The sequence below is a fragment of the Methylotuvimicrobium sp. genome (assembly GCF_050611805.1).
Lineage (GTDB): Bacteria > Pseudomonadota > Gammaproteobacteria > Methylococcales > Methylomonadaceae > Methylotuvimicrobium.
Genome location: NZ_JBNGHF010000039.1, coordinates 1 through 19,153, shown reverse-complemented (window position 1 = coordinate 19,153; position 19,153 = coordinate 1). Strand labels below are relative to the sequence as shown.

General features: G+C 46.3%; 11 protein-coding genes, 1 tRNA gene and 1 riboswitch. Of the genes, 5 read left to right on the top strand and 7 right to left on the bottom strand.

All coding sequences use genetic code 11. The features are described 5' to 3' along the window. Positions 1-81 precede the first annotated feature (81 nt). Both ACRJJO_RS16470 and ACRJJO_RS16465 read left to right on the top strand, forming a co-directional pair. Positions 82-720, top strand: coding sequence for a LexA family protein (locus tag ACRJJO_RS16470; RefSeq protein ID WP_431066742.1), 639 nt, complete (start codon positions 82-84; stop codon positions 718-720). Beyond that, the gene (locus ACRJJO_RS16465; RefSeq protein WP_431066741.1) at positions 720-2,000 is read left to right on the top strand and encodes a Y-family DNA polymerase; all 1,281 of its coding nucleotides are present in this window, start codon (positions 720-722) and stop codon (positions 1,998-2,000) included. Before ACRJJO_RS16470 ends, ACRJJO_RS16465 begins: the two co-directional genes overlap by 1 nt. A 435-nt stretch (positions 2,001-2,435) precedes the next feature. On the opposite strand, the gene ACRJJO_RS16460 is transcribed toward ACRJJO_RS16465, so the two are convergent. The 5 genes from ACRJJO_RS16460 to ACRJJO_RS16440 all read right to left on the bottom strand — a co-directional run bounded on the left by ACRJJO_RS16460 (position 2,436) and on the right by ACRJJO_RS16440 (position 10,685). Beyond that, positions 2,436-2,512 (bottom strand) — tRNA-Arg (locus ACRJJO_RS16460). Positions 2,513-3,205: 693 nt separating this feature from the next. After that, positions 3,206-4,129, bottom strand: a complete 924-nt coding sequence (locus ACRJJO_RS16455; RefSeq protein ID WP_431066740.1) for an ExeA family protein — start codon at positions 4,127-4,129, stop codon at positions 3,206-3,208. Between the two features lie 370 nt (positions 4,130-4,499). Continuing rightward, positions 4,500-5,168 carry a transposase gene (locus ACRJJO_RS16450; RefSeq protein WP_431066762.1) on the bottom strand — a complete coding sequence of 223 codons (669 nt, stop codon included), beginning with the start codon at positions 5,166-5,168 and terminating at the stop codon, positions 4,500-4,502. An 843-nt stretch (positions 5,169-6,011) separates the two neighbouring features. Then, positions 6,012-8,015, bottom strand: coding sequence for a DNA helicase Rep (gene rep, locus ACRJJO_RS16445; RefSeq protein ID WP_431066739.1), 2,004 nt, complete (start codon positions 8,013-8,015; stop codon positions 6,012-6,014). 975 nt (positions 8,016-8,990) lie between these two features. Beyond that, positions 8,991-10,685, bottom strand: coding sequence for a tetratricopeptide repeat protein (locus ACRJJO_RS16440; RefSeq protein WP_431066738.1), 1,695 nt, complete (start codon positions 10,683-10,685; stop codon positions 8,991-8,993). 642 nt (positions 10,686-11,327) lie between these two features. On the opposite strand from ACRJJO_RS16440, the gene ACRJJO_RS16435 reads away from it, so the two are divergent. Then, the gene (locus tag ACRJJO_RS16435) at positions 11,328-12,041 is read left to right on the top strand and encodes a PEP-CTERM sorting domain-containing protein (protein WP_431066737.1); all 714 of its coding nucleotides are present in this window, start codon (positions 11,328-11,330) and stop codon (positions 12,039-12,041) included. 601 nt (positions 12,042-12,642) lie between these two features. Here ACRJJO_RS16435 and ACRJJO_RS16430 read toward each other — a convergent pair. Then, entirely contained in the window at positions 12,643-14,478 is a 1,836-nt protein-coding gene (locus ACRJJO_RS16430) for a S8 family serine peptidase (protein ID WP_431066736.1), read from the bottom strand. A gap of 84 nt (positions 14,479-14,562) precedes the next feature. Further along, positions 14,563-14,648: riboswitch (cyclic di-GMP riboswitch) on the bottom strand. A gap of 628 nt (positions 14,649-15,276) precedes the next feature. On the opposite strand from ACRJJO_RS16430, the gene ACRJJO_RS16425 reads away from it, so the two are divergent. Then, positions 15,277-16,209 carry a bile acid:sodium symporter family protein gene (locus tag ACRJJO_RS16425; RefSeq protein WP_404358291.1) on the top strand — a complete coding sequence of 311 codons (933 nt, stop codon included), beginning with the start codon at positions 15,277-15,279 and terminating at the stop codon, positions 16,207-16,209. 484 nt (positions 16,210-16,693) lie between these two features. On the opposite strand, the gene ACRJJO_RS16420 is transcribed toward ACRJJO_RS16425, so the two are convergent. After that, a complete protein-coding gene (locus ACRJJO_RS16420; RefSeq protein WP_431066735.1) occupies positions 16,694-17,512 on the bottom strand; it encodes an MlaA family lipoprotein in 819 nt (272 codons plus the stop codon). Between the two features lie 1,111 nt (positions 17,513-18,623). On the opposite strand from ACRJJO_RS16420, the gene ACRJJO_RS16415 reads away from it, so the two are divergent. Further along, the gene (locus ACRJJO_RS16415; RefSeq protein ID WP_431066734.1) at positions 18,624-19,028 is read left to right on the top strand and encodes a cation:proton antiporter; all 405 of its coding nucleotides are present in this window, start codon (positions 18,624-18,626) and stop codon (positions 19,026-19,028) included. Positions 19,029-19,153: the final 125 nt, after the last annotated feature.

The following is a 19,153-nucleotide window of genomic DNA, read 5'->3' as shown; positions in this document are numbered from 1 at the left end:
ATACTTCACTTCATAAGCGCCAAAGCCTTTTAAAAAACCTTCAAATTATAAAATATTAGCGCATTGCTTTTTGCTAATTGAATGCTGTACACTTTTCATTTGTTGACCGAAGACCCTCCGATGCCAGACGACTCTCCTTCCAAACGCGGCGGCTTTCGAGCCGGCGCCGGGCGAAAGAAAGGCTCTTCCGCCTATGGCGAAACGACCCGCGCGATTCGCGTACCCGAAAGCCTGATTCCCGAGGTAACAACCATGTTGGCAATACGCAAACGCCAATTTGAAACCGTTAAGTCCTGTTCCGCTGATGTCTTGGTTCCGGCCCCGCGCCTCAACGCCGTCAAAATTCCTTTATTCATCGGCAAAGTCGCGGCCGGCTTTCCGTCGCCTGCCGACGACTACATCGAAAAAACGCTCGATCTGAACGACTTGCTCATCAAGAAACCGGCCGCGACCTTCTTCGTGCGTGCCGAGGGCGAGTCGATGCTCGGCGCCGGCATTCATCCGAACGACATTCTGATCGTCGACCGCTCGCTGAAACCGGTGCCCGGTAAAATCTTGATTTGCGCATTGAACGGCGAACTAACCGTCAAACGACTGAAAAAACTCGGCGGCGAAATCGTGCTTGCCGCAGAAAATCCGGCCTACCCCGATATCCATATCCGCGAAAATAGCGAATTGGTCATCTGGGGCGTCGTCACCAATGTCATCCATGCCGTCTAATGTCTTCGCAAACCCGCATCGCTCTAGTCGATTGCAATAATTTCTATGTGAGCTGCGAGCGAGTATTCCGGCCCGACCTTTGGCAAAAACCGGTCGCGGTATTGAGCAATAACGACGGCTGCATCGTCGCACGTAGCGCGGAAGTCAAGGCCCTCGGAATCAAGATGGGAACACCAGTCTATCAGGTCGAAAACTTGATCAAGCGCCACCGGATCCAGCTGTTCTCGTCTAATTATGCACTCTATGCCGATATGTCGACGCGCGTGATGCAATTGCTGGAAAGTTTTGCGCCACACACCGAAGTCTATTCGATCGACGAGGCTTTTCTGGATCTAACCGGCGCGTGCGACCGGGACCCTATCGCCTATGCCCGGACGATCAAGGAAACGATCTTGCGTGATGCCGGGATTCCTGTCTGTGTCGGCATCGGACCAACCAAAACCCTAGCGAAACTGGCCAATTTCGCAGCCAAAAAATGGCCAGGAACCGGCGGCGTACTCGACCTTTCCTGCCCTGTACGCAGAGAAAAGCTGATGCGTGTCGTGCCTGTCGACGAAGTCTGGGGGATCGGTATCAAAACCGCACAACGCCTTAAACGACTCGGCATTCATATGGCGTATGATTTGGCCGCGCAAAACCCCGACCGCATGCAGGCCCGATTCAATATTGTCATCGCCCGGACCGTGTTAGAGCTTAACGGTACCGGTTGTTTGTCGCTGGAAGAGATCACGCCTGCCAAACAACAGATCGTGTGCTCGCGAAGTTTCAGAAAAAAAGTCACGCAATTCGACGAATTGACCAGTGCGCTGGCGGAGTTTTGCAGCCGCGCAGCCGAAAAACTAAGGCAACAAAACTCGGCCGCCGGAGCACTAACCGTTTTTCTCCGAACCAACCCGCATAATTCCCAAGAACCGCAATATCACCGCGCCGTCACGCTAACCTTGGACTTTGCAACTCAAGACACGCGCGTATTAATCGGCACAGCGAAAAAATTGCTGGGGGAAGTCTTCAGGCCCGGTTACCGTTATCAAAAATGCGGAGTGCAATTGGACCGTATCGAATCCGTAAAACATCCCGCTCAATTGGATCTATTTACTGCCGCTGAATCCAACTGTGCCAGACAGCTAATGACAGCGGTCGACACGATTAATCAGCGTTTCCCGAAAGCCATTGCCATTGCTTCGACCGGCATCCGCAAAGACTGGAAGTTTCATGTAGAACACTTATCGAGGCACTATACGACCGACTGGAATCAACTAGCTATCGTGCAATGCCGGTAGCAGTCCGTATGATCCTAAAAATCAATTAAAGCGCTTGGAATCTGTTCGTGCCGGGTCCTGTCGAAGGGTGAAGGGTAGTTTGAGGCTTCACCAGGCCGGTGAAAGTGTTGTAGACTCTTCATACTTCGACTTAGCTCAGCACGAAGGGTCTACAACACATGCCAACTGCTCTTTTCAGGTTTATACTTTTTGCGCTTCAAATTTCGGCAGTGAATTAAATATTGTCGCTGATACATCAAGGAATAGCTCAATATCCATTCAAAAAATAGAATTCAAAACCGTGCTGATTTATTTTGAAATGGGCGAAATGCGCAATCGGGGGGGGGTAAAGGTCGAAATCTTTAATTGACCTCAATCGATTTTAAAGGGCATGGCACAGATAGGGCACATACAGGGCACAGAGCAAAAATGGCCGTTTTGGGGTAGATGTCAAAATGGCGCGCCCGAGAGGATTCGAACCTCTGGCCTCGGCCTCCGGAGGGCCGCGCTCTATCCAGCTGAGCTACGGGCGCAAAGTGAATTGCGATAAAATTTTACAGTCTTTGGGGTCATTCTAAAATGACCGTGACCCTCAAGCCCAAAAACCGGATGACCGTTACCTCCGGAGGGCCGCGCTCTATCCAGCTGAGCTACGGGCGCTTGATAAAACCTGCCGATTAATCGGAAAGACGTGCAATATCGAAAAATCGTATAGTAAACTGACAGACGCTGATTATAAATGAAGTTAAATCATTTTACCTCTTTATTAGAAAATTATTCGTCATCATGGTGCCTTTCGGCAAAAACCTCACCACGATGAAAAGCGTGATACTGCGAATCAAGTCTTACACGGCAATAGGCTCGGCATGATAATTTCAAGAAAAAGTTCGCAATCATAAGCAAACCCGCTCAGCGGTAATAATTCAGCCCCCTCCATCTAAAGCAAGTTGGAACTTTGCCTACCTTTGAAAAGGGAGATTGAGAGGGATTTATTTAAATAATCTTCCCAGCTACTCGGCAACTGCTGAATTACAGGGATGTAATGAATGCTGAAAATTCATTACGCCATGAATGGTGTGTATTAGGGCAATGCGGGAGCAATTGCCGAGGAGCATTTTTCTGTGCCCTGTGTCAGACTAGTTGTCGCCTAAAGCGCCTACTGTTGGAGCCCTACCCTCCGCATCCATGCAGTCGTCTTTTTCAAAGAGGGGGACTGATTTTTACGCTCAGTGAGTAATGAGCGTTCTCGATTTAGTATTCACAGAACTGGAACCGTTAGACCTAAACCCCAACATTTCAGTAATATCGAGTTTCGAATGCGATGTTTGATTAGAGGTAGATTTCCGAATACCGCCGGTTCGCCTTTCATTTACGACTTCCATAACGGTTTCGTATTCGACGCCGGAATCGTTGGCGAAGGCAAATACCATGGCCAAATCGCAGATATTGTTGATGACTCTAGGGACGCCCCCGCTGTGTTCAAACACGGCTAAAACGGCTTTGCGGCTGAAAATATCAGACCTTCCACCCGCCACGCTCAACCGATGGCCAATATAGTCTTTGGTTTCTTGATAGCTTAAAGGCTTGATATGCGATTCTATGGAGATTCGCTGCGCGAATTGAATCAATTTCGGATCGTTGATCTTTTCCAATAGCTCGGACTGCCCTGCCAAAATAATTTGAAGCATGCATTTTCCGTCGTCATTGATATTAGAAAGCAGTCTAAGCGATTCCAATGCCGGGATATCCATATTTTGTGCTTCGTCGATAACCAATAAGACTCGTCGATTGCTGAGCTGCCGCTTATCCATAAAGCGTTTAAAAACCCGGTAGCGTTCGGCTTCATCATTTGCAGTGTTATCAACGTTAAAAGCTCGTAACACCCAAGATAACAACTCCCCGAATGATGGATGCGTATTCGTAATCAACCCTAGATCCACATCGCATTTAATGTCGTTGAGCAGCTTTTGAAGCAACGTGGTTTTTCCGCAGCCGATATCGCCGGTCAACAACGTAAATCCGGCTTGTTGAAAAACGCCATACCTCAATGTATTTAGCGCTTTTTTGTGATGCTGGCTCAGATATAAATATTCCGGTTCCGGAATTAGCGAAAAAGGAGATTTTTTTAAACCGAAAAACTTTTGATACATATAGTAATTTCCCAATTGTTGGTTTTAATCCTTACCAATCGAATCCCTGTACTAACGATCTAAAGTTGCTAAAGCTAGCTGCTGCAACCCAAGTATTTTCAAATTAGAGTACGAGAAAACGCTTACTTCACGCAGTGAAGAAAACCACAAGTTTTTGGTAAACAATTACCTTGACAAATGAGAACTTAATTACTAAGGTTTCGGAGTTCATTTTAACGTCATAAATAACCCCATGCCACTGATCTATAAGGCCTCAAGCCTTAGTGTTCTAGGGTCAAGTTGCAAGACTTGCGTAAACCAGCAGTGTATGTGTGCATCTATCGTTTCTAGCACGAGTGCGGTGACCGCATCACCCAATACCGCTGTTAATTCATCCAGCGCATAGCTGAATGGCGCGAAATACCTGCCACAGTTTGGCGGCATAATGGATGTCGGTGCTGTTCGCTCGCAACTGCTGCCTTATACCGGCAACGCTGGCAGCACCGTGCATCTGTTTGGCAATCACCAACAGGCAAAAGCGTATGGCCGTTAAGTGAATCGAAGCCACGTAAGCCGCATAGTGATTGCTTTGCTCTTTCAAAAAGCCTAGCTGCTGCTTCGCTTCCTTGAAATACACTTCGATCGCCCAGCGCATCGCATAAAGTTCGAGTATCTGTGTCGCCCTTAAGGCGGTATCGGTGCAGAGGAACACCGCCCAATCCTTTTTACCGGCTTGCGTTTTATCGGTGCGGGCGGTGCCGCGTACAAACAACAGTCGAACCGGTGCCCACTGTTCGGACTGCTTGTCCTGTTCGGCCAGGCTGATTTCAACATCCACGACTTTAGCCTGGTACGGCTGTCCGGCAATGGCTTGCCAGTGTTTCCGAACGACGTGTTGATACAGCGCCTGGACATCCAAGTCACGGTTGATCGCCGTCTCCCCGCGATACTCGCGGAGCCGGTACTTCAGCTTGCCTTTCTTCATGCGGAGCACAGCTACTAACGACGCCTCTTGGCTCAGGCGAATCATCGCCTTGCTGCCAAACCAGGCATCGGCCAGTAAATAATCCGCTACTCCCGTCGCTCATTGCCTAGCAAACGTTTCGGACCGTTCGTTTTGGATAAGGCCAATGCTCGTTTACTTCAGGAAGGGCGCGCCGTCCTGTTGACACAGGCAGAGACAGAAACAGTTCGGTTTACGAAGCATTGGCGCTATACGCTCCTTCCTGGCTACCCTATTTTCCATCGCTATCATCGTCGAAAAATCTGCAAAATCGACAACAAGGAGCATCTATCGATGCTGAAAGCTTGATCAGAGAATTAGCTGATGCTTTGGATGCCATCAGCCTCCAACAACCCCTGATTATTTGTCTGGAAGATTTACACTGGTGCGACTCTTCGACCGTCGAATTTATCTCATTCTGGGCCCGACGACCGATCCCGCCAAGATTCTTTTGCTGGGTACGCTAAGACAGTCCGATACCATCCTCAACAATCTTCCGCTAGGAGATTGTAAACACGATCTTCAGTTTCGTGGCATCTACTCAACTGCCATTAGAGTTTTTATCATTAGCCGATACGACGGAGTATTTATCGGTTCACTTTCAACCTAACGACTTTCCTGCATCGTTTGCTGCGGTGCTCCATCGGCAATCCTTATCATTAAGTTCGGAGCAAAGAGCCAAAAGCTATTCGTTGCGATCTGCGGTCGGTTTAAGTCGAGTACCTCTCTTACGCCGCTGCTATGAGTAGGCGAATTTGTTGTTATCGAATCACTTGGCCTCGTTCGATGAAGGATTTACCACCACGGCTTGGCGAGAAGGCGAGCGGATTTTGCTTGAACTGAAACACTGTATACCCGGCTCCCTATCATTATCCTGACCTTAAATTCGGCACCCGCCGATCATGTCAAAATATTTTTCAGATGAGCCAAATTTGCCTTCCCCCGCTCTTTGATGACGGCCGGATCCAGCTTTTTTTTATTACTCCATTCCAGATCATCGGCCGGCAACTCGCTTAAAAATCGGCTCGGTTCGCATTCGGAAATTTCCCCGTAGCGCTTTCGGTGCGTGCAATAGCTAAAAGTTAACGAACGCTGCGCACGCGTGATGCCGACGTAGGCGAGGCGGCGTTCTTCCTCGATATTATCGGTTTCGATGCTGTTTTGATGCGGCAGCAAATTTTCTTCCATACCGATCAAAAACACATGAGGAAACTCGAGACCCTTGGCCGCGTGCAGTGTCATTAGGCTGACCTGGTCGCCGGCCTCTTCTTCCTGATTGCGCTCGAGTATATCCATCAACATGATTTTCGAGACGATTTCAGACAATGATTTCTCGCTGCCCTGGTCTTTGTCGGCGATGCGCTTCAACCAGTCGATCAGTTCGTAAACATTTTGCATCTTACGTTCGGCCGATTGTGGCGTTTTCGCGTTTTCGCGCAGCCAGGCTTCGTAGCCGATTTGGCTTATCATCTGCTCGATCACTGCGAAAGTATCGCCTCGCTCCATGCGATCGGCGGTATCGTTCACCCAGTCGGTAAATTTTTGTAAACGCTGTCGCGCCTTGTCGGACAGCCGCTGCATCAGGCCCATTTCGGTGCTGGCCTTAAACAAACTGGCGTGACGCTCGTTCGCATAGGCGCCGAGATTTTCCAGCGTGGTCGGACCGATTTCACGGCGCGGCGTGTTGATAATGCGCAAAAACGCGGCATCATCGTCCGGATTCACGAACAAGCGCAGATAACTAAGTATGTCTTTGATTTCGGTATATGCGAAAAACGACGTGCTGCCGCTGATAAAATACGGCACGTTGTTTTCGCGTAGCGCCCGCTCGAACAGTCGCGATTGATGATTGCCTCGGTATAGAATCGCGTAGTCCTTGTAGCTACTGCCTGTTTTAAACTTGTGATGAATGATTTCCGAAACAATCTGTTTCGCTTCGATGGTTTCGTCCTTATGACTCAACACGCGCAGCGGGTCGCCGAAGCCTAAATCGCTCCACAAGCGTTTTTCAAACGAGTGCGGATTGTTTGCAATCAATTGGTTCGCAACTTTCAAAATCCGCCCGGCCGAGCGGTAATTTTGCTCAAGCTTAATAACCTTCAAGCGCGAGAAGTCTTTTTGCAATTGCGCCAAATTTTCCGGTTGTGCGCCGCGCCAGGCATAAATCGACTGATCGTCGTCGCCGACCACGGTGAAACGCCCGAGGTTACCGGCCAACAGCTTGACCAGTTGATATTGCGTGATGTTGGTGTCCTGATATTCGTCGACCAGCAGATAACGAATCTTGTTCTGCCATTTTTCGAGAACTTCCGGGTGCTGTTGAAACAATAAAACCGGCATCAAAATCAAATCGTCGAAATCGACTGCATTGTAGGCTTTCAAGCTGCGCGTGTAATCGGTATATAAGTGCGCGGCCGGCGCTTGTTCTTGCGAGGCATGAGACAAGGCCTGTTCCGGCGTCACGAAGGCGTTTTTCCATTGGCCGATTTGCCAAGCGTAATGATCGACCTTATCGATATCGCATTCCTTCCCGTTGTGCATAACCAGGTTTTTCAGAAGCGTTTGCTTGTCCTGTTCGTCGAACAGCGTCAACGCGGCTTTGTAACCGAGCGCCTTGTGTTCCTTGCGGAGAATATTCAAACCGAGCGAATGAAAAGTCGAGACGGTCAAACCGCGAATGTCTTTGTCGTTCAGCAGTTTCGAAACGCGCGATTTCATCTCTCGCGCAGCCTTGTTCGTGAATGTCACGGCCGCGATATGCCGAGCCGGCGTGCCTTGCTTGACCAGATAAGCGATTTTCTCGGTGATCACGCGCGTCTTGCCGCTGCCGGCACCTGCCAGCACAAGCAAAGGCACATCGACGGTGCGCACCGCCGCAAGTTGTTGGGGATTAAGTTCGGCCATGTTGTTTAACGAAACGTGATGAAAAGCTTTCGAGGATTAATGATTGGAATATGAGTAGACTGGTTACTTCGGTTATCCGTTCATCGTTATACACATCATTATGTAAGTCACGTCATTCCGGCAGGGGTTGCCGGAGTCCAGGCTACATGGATGGATTTAGCTTGCCGTCCTTGGTATTGGATAATCGCGTCCCGGCGGTTATGATGGCTCTTGTGTATAACGATGAGCTATCATCCGTGGGAAACCATATGCGTATATTTTAAACACGGTATGTATTCCCTCGCAGGAGAGACTGTGAAAGTATCGAGCAGGCTTCCGCGTATTGCCTATAAATACCACCCATCATTTTTGTAGCTTGAGGGGAATTTCAGAAACTTTCATCCGGCAAATTGCTCCCTGGCTTCATTACTCGAAATTATAGCATTTTTGCCAAACCGTTTGTGAAACAAGGCGGTAACATAAAAAGAGGTTAAATTAATAATTCAATCCTTTTTACTCGGAATCTGACATCGACTAGAAAACGCATGTTCAAAGGGAATCGCAAATATTTGTAAACCGCGACTCAAAAGAAGAGCCTGTAAGCCATAACTGACAAAAGTGTCAGAAGTTCTTACAATCATTGCCAAATTCGTTTGCGGAAAAATTCACTGTGAAACTTGAAAAGCATGCCTTGACCAATTCACAATCTAATTTGAACAGATTATTTATTAGATTTAATTGTTTCAAGCACATAACGGCGAAACGTTACGAACGAATTTATAAAATCTCCTCAACGAAAAGATTGTAAGCATTCGCTGACAAGAGTGTCAGCTTTTACAACAAAAAAACTTACCGTCATTATGCGGATTTCTCACCGGACGCTTGGAAATTCTAATTAAAATACAATTCAGACCGGTTTAAAAAAACGTTCAAAAGAGAATAAAGACAGGGGGCAAAACGCTACGGACGGGCTTACAAAACGCATCCGGCAGAGCATTATCGGCCGCTTAACGCTTTCAACAAATCGCTAGCGGCTTGCTTGTTTTCGAACGGAGCGGGAGCATTCGCAATTTTTTGCAGAATTTCGATCGCAACCTGTTTATTACCATTGGCTTGTTGTGCATTAGCGAGATGGAATTGGATATCCAGGGAATTAGGTGCTAGGTCGGCAGCTTTTTGCAATTTAGCCAAGGCGTCTTTCGCTTGTCCATTTTGCAACAATACAATACCGTAAGTATCGGCAATAGCCGCAGTATCAGGCGACAACCTATAGGCTTTTTCCGCTAATTCCAAAGCCTTCGAATTATTCTGGCCGTAATAAATCATTGCCAGATTATTCAAAATCACGACATTCTCTGGCTTTTCGTTGAGAATGGTTCGATAGTAGCTCTCAGCTTTGCCAAAGTTTTTTTGACTAAGATAAAGATTGGCGATTTGCAGGTGCGCGTCCAAATTTTTGGGATTTTTATCAATTTCACTGTTAAACACTCGAATGGCTTCGTCGATCTTGCCTTGTGCGGAGAGTAACCCACCAATTTGGTTCAACAATCTCGCATTAGGCCTGATTTCATAAGCACGTCGATTATATTCCAACGCCTTATCGAGTTGTTTTTGGGCCAGATAAATATCGGCTTTTAAGATAAAACCAACCGCCGATTCTGGATACTGTTTTTCGATACGAGCGGCTTGTTCCATCGCCTGATCTAATTTTTGCTCATTGATCAAATAAACGGTTTTTAGTGTCATGACCTGCTGATCATCTGGGCTAACAGCGGTCGCTTCTTCGACTAATCTTGACACGTCCGCAGAAGCATCCGGTCGCGCCATCAAAAGCCTCGCCAGTAATACCCGATGAAAAACGTCTTTTTGATCTTGCGTAATTATTGTCTTTAAAGTTTGGGCGGCGCTTTCGAAATCTTTATTGAGTATTTGTGCCCTCGCCAGCATCGAGAGGACAGATTTTTCGTTCGGATAACGATTGACTATCCCTTGCATTAACTCAAGTACCTTTAATGGCTCTTGCTTGAGCTCGTAGAGCTTGATCAGATTATTGACGACCAAAAGCACCTGCTCTTTATTGCCCTGTACCTGCTTCAGCGCGGTCGATAAAATATTTTCAACTTCGACGAGATCATTCTGCCGATAAGCAAGGTTCGCCTTCAAAATATACGGAACAGCCGCTTTCGGATGAGCAGCCAGAGCTGCGTCGATATACTCTTGAGCCGCTTTTGACTCATTATTTTCAAGCGCCAACAAAGCTAGACCTTGCAGTGCGCTTAGATTGCGGGGATTTAAGTTAAGAGCTTCTTGAAAGCTTGTGACTGCGGCTTTTTGATCTTTTTGAAGGGTTTTTATCAGGGCTTGTAAGTTATGATACGCGGATTGATTCGGGAATTGCTGGAGCAGACCTTTGAGCTTGGTCTGCGCCTCATCGAGTTTTTTTTGTTTGATTAATTCCAAAACAAGCTGATGATTTTGCTTGAGAGTCTGCTGATCTGTTTCAGGCGCCGATTCGAAAAACGACATGACGCCTTCATCATAAGTGGAATCGATTTTCAGCTCATCCTCTATCGGAGCCCAAAGATCGTGACTTTGCGGATCATATTTTGCCGCTTGGCTGAGACCACTCATCAGGCCAACAACAATGGCGAAGGCCGCCTTTTTGGGCAATGCTAATACTTTGTATTTCATGGTTTATACCTTAATTTATTCAGGTCTGCGAGGGGTTAACACAACACTTTGACAAAAATAACGGCGATTACAAAAAAATGTACAGCATTAAGGGGCTCTTAGCTTCGCATTGTAAAAGAAAGCCGCTCTCAACTAATCTTTCGTTTACTATCGCGTTGCCTTGAGAAGAGGAAAAAATCCTGAATCAGTGTCAGTAAATTTTACATTGTTTCGAAATACGTTTTTCACGATCTTTTGCTCAAAGCTCAAATACACCTAGTTCATTGTTATTTATATGATTTATTTATTACTATAAACATACATCTCATCCAATCAACCACGAATGCGTCAAATCAGAAATTTTTCACTATTCTTTAGATAGAAACATTCTAGATTGTGAGTCAGTTCACATTTTCGCCAAATACACGACAATCTCTTTGAATCAACAAGATGCCGTTCAGATTAAGCCATCCTCCAAATTTTACGCTCTAACCCCATTTGTCAGACATTGTCAGAAAAATTTACACTCCTCCCGAAAAATAAGCGACTTGCTTAATAAAAACCGAACAACCTGATGAAAAAATTGATTATTCTTAACCTGGTATAAATTTAGCTTACGAAACATTACAATAATACTAAAATTTTTCTATAGTGGTGGGCATTATGAAAACAATAGAAACAAAAATTAACAGACCGGCGATAGCGGCATTTGCTTTAGCTGCTGCGTTATTTGCTGGCGGCAGTCAGGCTGCAACGTTATGCTCCGCTTATACAGCGCCTAATACTCATCCGAATGGCTTATCGGTCGAGGATGTGACTTTCAAGGGAAACAATGCTAATGATTGCTACGGCGTGATTGACTCAGGCCCTGGCGGCAACCCAACAAGCGATACAGTTTGGGCGGATACCGGCTGGACACAGTTTGCGAAAGACGAATCCGGTACAAGCGGTGATATTGAAGGCACGGTACTAGGCATTGAATTCACCTTAACTGCATCAACGTTCGCTAGCAATAGTGGCACTTGGTTACTTGCATGGGAAAAAGTTGATGAGCCTGGATACGATTTAAAGATGGATGTAGTCGCTAATTTAAAAGCAGCTAATGGTTCTGCTTCATATTTGTTTGAAGATTTGACTTTTACATCCAATGGCAATGGCTCTGGAGCATGGGAAATTACTTTTGCCGGTCCAGGACAAGGCGATAACCCAAGTCTTTCTAACATGACTCTTTGGTATCAAAACGCAACCTCAACGCCTCCTAACGGCGGCGGAGGCCCAGGAGGCGGCCAAGTCCCAGAACCCCATCTGATCTTATTAATGGGCATCGGACTATTGGGTTTTGGCGCCACAAAATTTCGCAAAACGACCAAAGCCTAATCACTTAGAAACACCTTCGAACCAAAACGCCGGAAATCGCCGGCGTTTTTTTTACTTTTCGACTCGTCCGTCCACACTATTGATCCTAAATTCGACAACCTAACCATGAAACACCTGAAACATTCAAGAGATTGCCTGAACATTCCTGCTAACCTCTTGGATGAACGAAAGTTCTATACAAACGAATAAAGAAGTTATTAAGTTGACGTCTCATTCTTCATGATCTTCATTGTGAAATGCTTTTTACAGGCTAAAGGTAATGACTATTGGATTCGTAATGATTCACACCCCTTATCGTTCCCATGCTCCAGCGTGGGAATGAATTCCGAGACGCTCTAGCGTCTCGTCCCGCTGGAGCGGTGCTCAGGCATTCCCACGCAGAGCATGGGAACGATAATTGCCGGAGGATTGAATAGTTATTTGGATTCAGCTTATAAAAAACCTCGCAAAAACGGCTCTGTTCACGTTAATAGTTAAAACATGAATACTAGCCAATTCCGAAGGAGTTTGATGTTGCCAGCTATTACTACATATAAAATAAAAATCCTGCAAAAAAAACGCCGACGTCAGCCGGCGTTTTTTTTTTGCAGTTTACTTTTGCTTATTTAGAAACTGTAATCGTATGTTTAGCAGTTTTATTCGAAGTATCGGTAGCAACCGCTTCAATGATATAAGTGCCTCGGCTTTCTCTGTTGGTATTCCAATTATGAGACAATTGATTGCCGTCTGCCGAACTCACCAGACTGCCGTTAATAAACAGCTGGATATTAGCCACCGCAACGTCGTCTTCCGCCGAAACATTTATTTTAACTACTCGTGATAGTCGGCTACCGTCGGCTGGATTACTGATAGCTACGGTTGGAGCCGCTATATCTTCAATCACTTCCTCGACAGGCTCATCAACGACTTCTTCAACTTGTTCGATCGTATTTTTGACCGTTACATTAACACCACTTGAAACCCCTTCATTACCTGCCGCATCGATCGTGGTTGCGCTCAAGTTTACGGAACCATCTGCGACTTGATTGGAATCCCAGCTAAATTGGTAAGGTGCGGTCGTATCGGTACCGACATAGATACCATTGGCATAGAGCGTCACTTCGCTCACACCGACATTATCGGTGGCATTGACCTCGACTTCAACCAATCCGCTGACGGTATTTCCCCCCGTTGGCGAGAAAATATTGACTGAAGGCGCCTCGCTATCGACAGTGACATTCACCATACTTTGCGCCATTTCAACCGCTACGGCGGCATTGATGCGGCCGTGACCATAGTATGGGTGGATATCGCCAGCGATTTTATCGGCCGAGGATTTCAAGATTTGCTCGACTTCATCGGGCGTTAGCGTTGGATTCGCGCCCTGAATCAGGGCAATCACGCCTGCAGCCACTGGTGACGAAAACGATGTGCCGTTCCAACTACCATAGCCGCCGCCGCGCGTAGTGGTTTGAATCGATGCGCCCGGCGCCGCAACATCGATGAACTCGCCATAATTCGACCAAGAAGCCTTGGCATCGGAGCTAGTCGTAGCCGAAACGCTGATCATATGAACATTATCTTTAAATCCAGGATCGACGCCGTCGTTACCGGCCGCAACAACAACCAGGCCACCTTTGCTGCGCATGTATTGTGCGGCATTGGTTACCGCAGAACTGTTGGAAACGCCGTAACTGATGTTCGCGACGTCAGCACCTTGATCGGCCGCCCAGTTCAAGCCACGAGCAATATCGCTCCAATAAGCCCAACCATCACTACTGTTGGTAATGCGCACCGGCAATATTTGCGCATTCCAAGCGACGCCAGCAACGCCGTTAGCGTTATCGGTTGTGGCAGCTGCCGTACCCGCTACCGCCGTGCCGTGTCCATGTACATCAGAACTGTTGGTGCTGCCGTCGACCGCATTCCAACCTGGCAGCATTTTGCTGGATAAGTCAGAGTGCGCGCTATCGACACCGGTATCCAAAATAGCAATCACGGTGTTGTCGGCTTTTGTTGAGCTCCAAGAGGTTGGTGCTTGAATTTTGGGCAAATGCCATTGGTTGCCGTAACGCGGATCGTTGGGCGTCGTCAAGCTGAATTCGACCGCCATATCGAGCTCTGCGAATTCGACATGAGGATTTTTGGATAATGCTCGAATAACGGCTTGCTCGGCTTGTGGTGGTACAGAGATAACATGCACTCCGATGTTACCGATTATCTCTTTTTTTTGGCCTTTATTGCGTTTCAGAATTTTGTCGAATTCTCTGTCCGATAATCCGGCTTTCGGTTTGACCAAAATTTGGCCTTCTTTCCAAGGCTTGTCGGGGGCTGCGTAGGTTGGTCCGGCTGCACCGCCCAACACACCGGCAAGCAATACCGCCGCTACGGCCTTGGAAAGCTGAGTTGAATTAAATGTGTTTTGATTTTTTTGACTTCTTCGGCTGTTAGAGCTCATGACCCCACTCCTTATTTAAAATAAAGGTCCGAAGGAGTTCCTTGAAGCTGAATATAAATTGGCGTAATGTTTGCCCTATGCCAATTTAGCAATCCCACTGTCATAGGAATAACTCCGTTAGACTGGAAACTTTGCGTCGCCACCTTTCGATGGTTTTGCCCTTTTATTATTTTCGATTGACTGGAGCGTCTAAAAGCCCTTTGAAAGCTTTTTTCGTTCCGGTTGAGTTACAGTGTATAAATTTCAGAAATAATTGATGTGACTTGCTTGGCAAAAATTTATTTAGAGAAATCATCTTGTTATTGTTGATATCGATTCAGTGAATTAGTAAGCACTTTTGCGTTGCCCATTTCGACTTCCCCACAAAAAACTTTTTGAGTTTTAGCCATTCGTTCATCTTTAATTAGGCGCAATGGCCGACAGTGCATAGATCAAATCGCCTAAGAAAGAAATTTGTTTTAGGCGAGTTTTTGTCAGCAAAAGATTACACAAGAAGTCTTATTTTGACCTTAACTCAGATAAGCGTTTGGCCTAAATTCAATAGTTTTCTCAATCGCAATTTAGATTTAGGCATGAGGGATTGGTGATCATAGGTTATAAAGCGCCAGGCGTAGGATGCGCATCGCGCACCTGGGCCGGGAAATCTTGTCGGCTTGGAACCGTGGAAAGGTGCGTGATGCGCACCCTACGGTGCTAAATTCAATAGTTCTCTCTATAGACAAACTCAGGGTTAAGCAACAGCAAATACGCCCATTTGAAGTATACTTGTCGCCTATCATTTATTCGGTTTAAAACGACGTGCTTCGCTTACTTAATTTGCTCGCCAATCTTTTTCCTTTTTGGGTCATCACCTGTAGCGGTTTAGCATTATTTTTTCCTGCTTGGTTTACTTGGTTCAGCGGTCCGATGATCGTTTGGGGCTTGGCTATTATCATGATCGGCATGGGTATTACGCTTAGCTTCGAGGATTTTCGACGGGTAACGCGCACGACTCGACCGGTTTTAATCGGCGTCGTTGCTCAATTTGCCGTGATGCCTCTTTTAGGATGGGCCATAGCTTATGGATTTTCGCTCAATCCGCAATTGGCGGTCGGTCTGATACTGGTGGCATGCTGCCCCGGCGGTACCGCATCAAACGTGGTTAGCTACATTGCTCATGCCGATGTCGCGCTATCGGTATTGATGACGATGTGCTCCACATTCGCCGCCGTTGTCATGACGCCGCTATTGACTCACTGGCTAGCCGGTGCCTATGTTCCGGTGGATGCTTGGAGCTTATTTTTCAATACTCTGCAAGTGGTGATTCTGCCGGTTTTGTCGGGTATGTTGCTAAATCGTTATACGCCGCGCCTGGTTCAGGCTGTAACACCTGTCGCACCGCTCGTTTCAGTGATGGTCATCGCATTGATTTGCGCAAGCATCATTGGCGCGAATGCAGGCACGATAAAGGATTCGGCTTTACCTTTGTTGAGCGCGGTTGCCTTATTGCATCTAGGCGGATTTACAATCGGCTATGCAATGGCTCGCTTGATGAAGCTTGAAGAAAACGCATCCCGCACAATTTCAATTGAGGTGGGCATGCAAAACTCCGGCTTAGGCGCGGTACTTGCTCAATCCAGCTTTGCACAAATGGCCCTTGCACCGATTCCCTCTGCTATTTCAGCAAGTTTTCATTCGATCATCGGCAGTGTACTGGCAGCCTGGTGGCGTATACGAAAGACTAAAAGATAGATGGGAATAATGCAGGATGAACTATTTTCTTTTACAAATTCCGGTATAAGCTTGTGAAGACTATGCTCAAGTCATATACCCATCGCAGATCAAAATTCGGCGCCGGGGCGTACTACGTACCCTCTCGCAAGTCTTTCGGATCTATCAAGCCTATAACGATAAAGATACGTGATGCGTACCCTACTACTGACTTTTACTCCTCGGCAATTGCTGAGTTTCAAGGATAGTGTGAATGAAGAAAATGCAGGAGCGTTTTTCCGCATTGCATCGCATACAGCGCCTAATGTTAGCTTCCTAATACATGCCATCCATGGCGTTATACAAAATCAGCTTCACCCTGCACTTGGGATATCCCAGATAGTTAAATACTATGGATTTAGGTGCTGGGCCTTTTACGGGCTGCCTAGCGACGATACTTGACTAGCGAAGGAGCACTCACCGATCGCCTGCTTAAGTGGTAAGTGGCTTTTATCGGCCTGTCGCACTATTGATCGGCAGGGCTGTCTAATTGCAAGTGATGACTGGTGTCTTCATCTTCAAAGTAGTCATCCAGATCATCGAACAAATCATCATGATCGTCCAGCAACATGACTCCGTCATTAATCAAATATTCACGACGTTGAAAATAAGCGGTCTTGATGAATTCGTAACGATCGACTGCGGCTTCATCTAAAATCTTCTCCGAAGACAACAAACCAGCACGTTTGTCGACACCCTCTACCGCATTGGCCGCTGTACTTGCTGCGCTAACCGCTGCTCCGGCAAACATCGTATAAGTTAACGGATCCATCAAGGCATCGCCAACCAGGCCGGCTACACCTCGCGGAGAACCGGGCCCGATGAATGGCAGCACCAAGTATGGGCCGGTTGGAACACCCCAATAGCCAAGAGTTTGATCAAAGTCTTCAATATTCTTAGGCAAATCGACTTCACTTGCTACGTCGAAAAAGCCTCCCAAGCCTAAGGTCGTATTAAGAAAAAAACGTCCGGTATCTTTCCCGGCCTGAGCCAATTTCAATTGAAAAATATCGTTGAGAATCACGCCGATATCGTCGATATTGCTAAAGAAATTAGTAATCCCTTGGTTGACCGGCTCAGGAGTCACGTAATCATAGCCCTTGGCGATTGGCTTCATGATGTAATGATCGAGATCTTCATTAAAGGAATGTACGCTACGATTCCAACCCTCCCATGGATCGTCTGGGTTGGCGGGAGTCGCGGCACAGCCGCTCAACAGGACCGTACATAACAAGCCTACTGTTGTAAAAGTATGAGGCCCGGAGGCGAGTAATTTTAGGCGCATAGTCTTCTTATTTAGTTATTCATTAAATAAATCGGCGTCATTTTAGCAGTAATTCCTGATTGTTATGAGTTCTTATTGCTGATTCTGCCAACAGCTGACGAAAAAAAAGAATAAATCCCGCTGTACCTCCTCGGAATGTCCAGTAAACAAAGTAAATCAAGATTCATTAGGCCGACCTTTAATCGCCGAACATAAGCGTTCGCAATTAAAATTCAGGTCAATTGGCGCCTGAATGACCGGCATAAACCACTATTCCCTTAATACTCAAAAATTTAGTTTAAGTATTCAGCCCCCTCTTTGAAAAAGACGTCCACATAGATGCAGGAGATAGGGCAATGCAGGAGCAATTGCCGAGGGGCTAGAGAAAAATTTTTAATATCCCCCATTTTTCAAATGGTCAATAATTACGCCTGAATGCGGTAATTTGCCAACGGGGCCTGAATACTTATAACTTTAGAAGGCGAGGATGTAGCCAGCGAGCGGCCCTCGATAGACACCTTCACACCGTTTTTTATTATACGGTTTATCGATCAAAAAAGAGTCAACCCCAAATCAATGGGCATTAGCATAGCAGACTGAACTTACTATTAGCTTTCAATTTAACAAAGGCCAATATTCACCCTCGTCTTAAAATCGCAGTCTTAACGACAACTTAGAATAATTTATACTTCACACGGTCACATTTTTGGTTTTTAGTACACGTCACTCACGCACACTACTTGGTCAAACCTAGAAAAAGCATTTCACCATGAAGATCCTGAAGAATAAGAAGTTAATTCAATGACTTATTCTGCCCATGCAAATCACTTCCGCTTCCCTAAAAGGTTATTCAAAAATTTAAGAAAAGCCGTTAAAAGAAGCCATTAAATTCATGTGTTTCATGCTTAAACTGCCGAGTTTAGGTTAAAACGTTAATCAAAAAAGCAATAACAGCTATTCTATTCAATTATTTGATTCTATAAGCATAATGGACACAAGGTTTAAAAATAAAATCACCAAAATTAGGAGATGCACGAATGAATCGACAATGGCCTTGGTCTTTTATCTTTATTACGATAATCAGCCCTTGCTTTTAGCGCATCGCCATCGATAGATGGGTAGCACCCAATCGATGCCCGCAGTTTTTTTATTCATCGATATTTTACTGATCAGCGCAAAAACCTGTAGCCTGATTGAAAAAGTCGGTCAACCGGCTATTTTGGGCGAATTACTTTTAGGTCTTGCGCTCGGTAATTTAGGACTCATCGGCATCGATTTTTTCGAAGCGGTAACTCGATACGTGTTCTTCGATAACCAAACGTTATTGACGGCTTGGGTTTTGACCTTAGTCGCGGTCGTCGGCATTGGCATGGTGCCGCGCGGAGAGGTCGGTTTGGTATTTGCTATGTCCGGACACACCACAGGAATCCTATCTGCCGAAGTCTTTTCGGTGATCGTATTAATGGCAATCATCACCACACTGATGACGCCGCCGCTGTTGTCTTATTTACTGAAAAAACACGTCGATAATCATTGACGCCGCAGATGGAGGGCGCGGGGGATAAAAGAGCAGGATAGCTATTCTCGATTGCATCGAGAGTCATCTAATTTCCTGATTAGCAAGTTTCTTCAGCTAAAGCCCAAAGATCAGCATATCCTTAG

Coding starts and splice junctions, on each gene's coding strand:
- ACRJJO_RS16420 (WP_431066735.1), bottom strand. CDS start 17,512: ATGCGCCTAAAATTACTCGCCTCCGGGCCTCATACTTTTACAACAGTA.
- ACRJJO_RS16465 (WP_431066741.1), top strand. CDS start 720: ATGTCTTCGCAAACCCGCATCGCTCTAGTCGATTGCAATAATTTCTAT.
- rep (WP_431066739.1), bottom strand. CDS start 8,015: ATGGCCGAACTTAATCCCCAACAACTTGCGGCGGTGCGCACCGTCGAT.
- ACRJJO_RS16470 (WP_431066742.1), top strand. CDS start 82: ATGCTGTACACTTTTCATTTGTTGACCGAAGACCCTCCGATGCCAGAC.
- ACRJJO_RS16415 (WP_431066734.1), top strand. CDS start 18,624: ATGCCCGCAGTTTTTTTATTCATCGATATTTTACTGATCAGCGCAAAA.
- ACRJJO_RS16455 (WP_431066740.1), bottom strand. CDS start 4,129: ATGTATCAAAAGTTTTTCGGTTTAAAAAAATCTCCTTTTTCGCTAATT.
- ACRJJO_RS16435 (WP_431066737.1), top strand. CDS start 11,328: ATGAAAACAATAGAAACAAAAATTAACAGACCGGCGATAGCGGCATTT.
- ACRJJO_RS16430 (WP_431066736.1), bottom strand. CDS start 14,478: ATGAGCTCTAACAGCCGAAGAAGTCAAAAAAATCAAAACACATTTAAT.
- ACRJJO_RS16440 (WP_431066738.1), bottom strand. CDS start 10,685: ATGAAATACAAAGTATTAGCATTGCCCAAAAAGGCGGCCTTCGCCATT.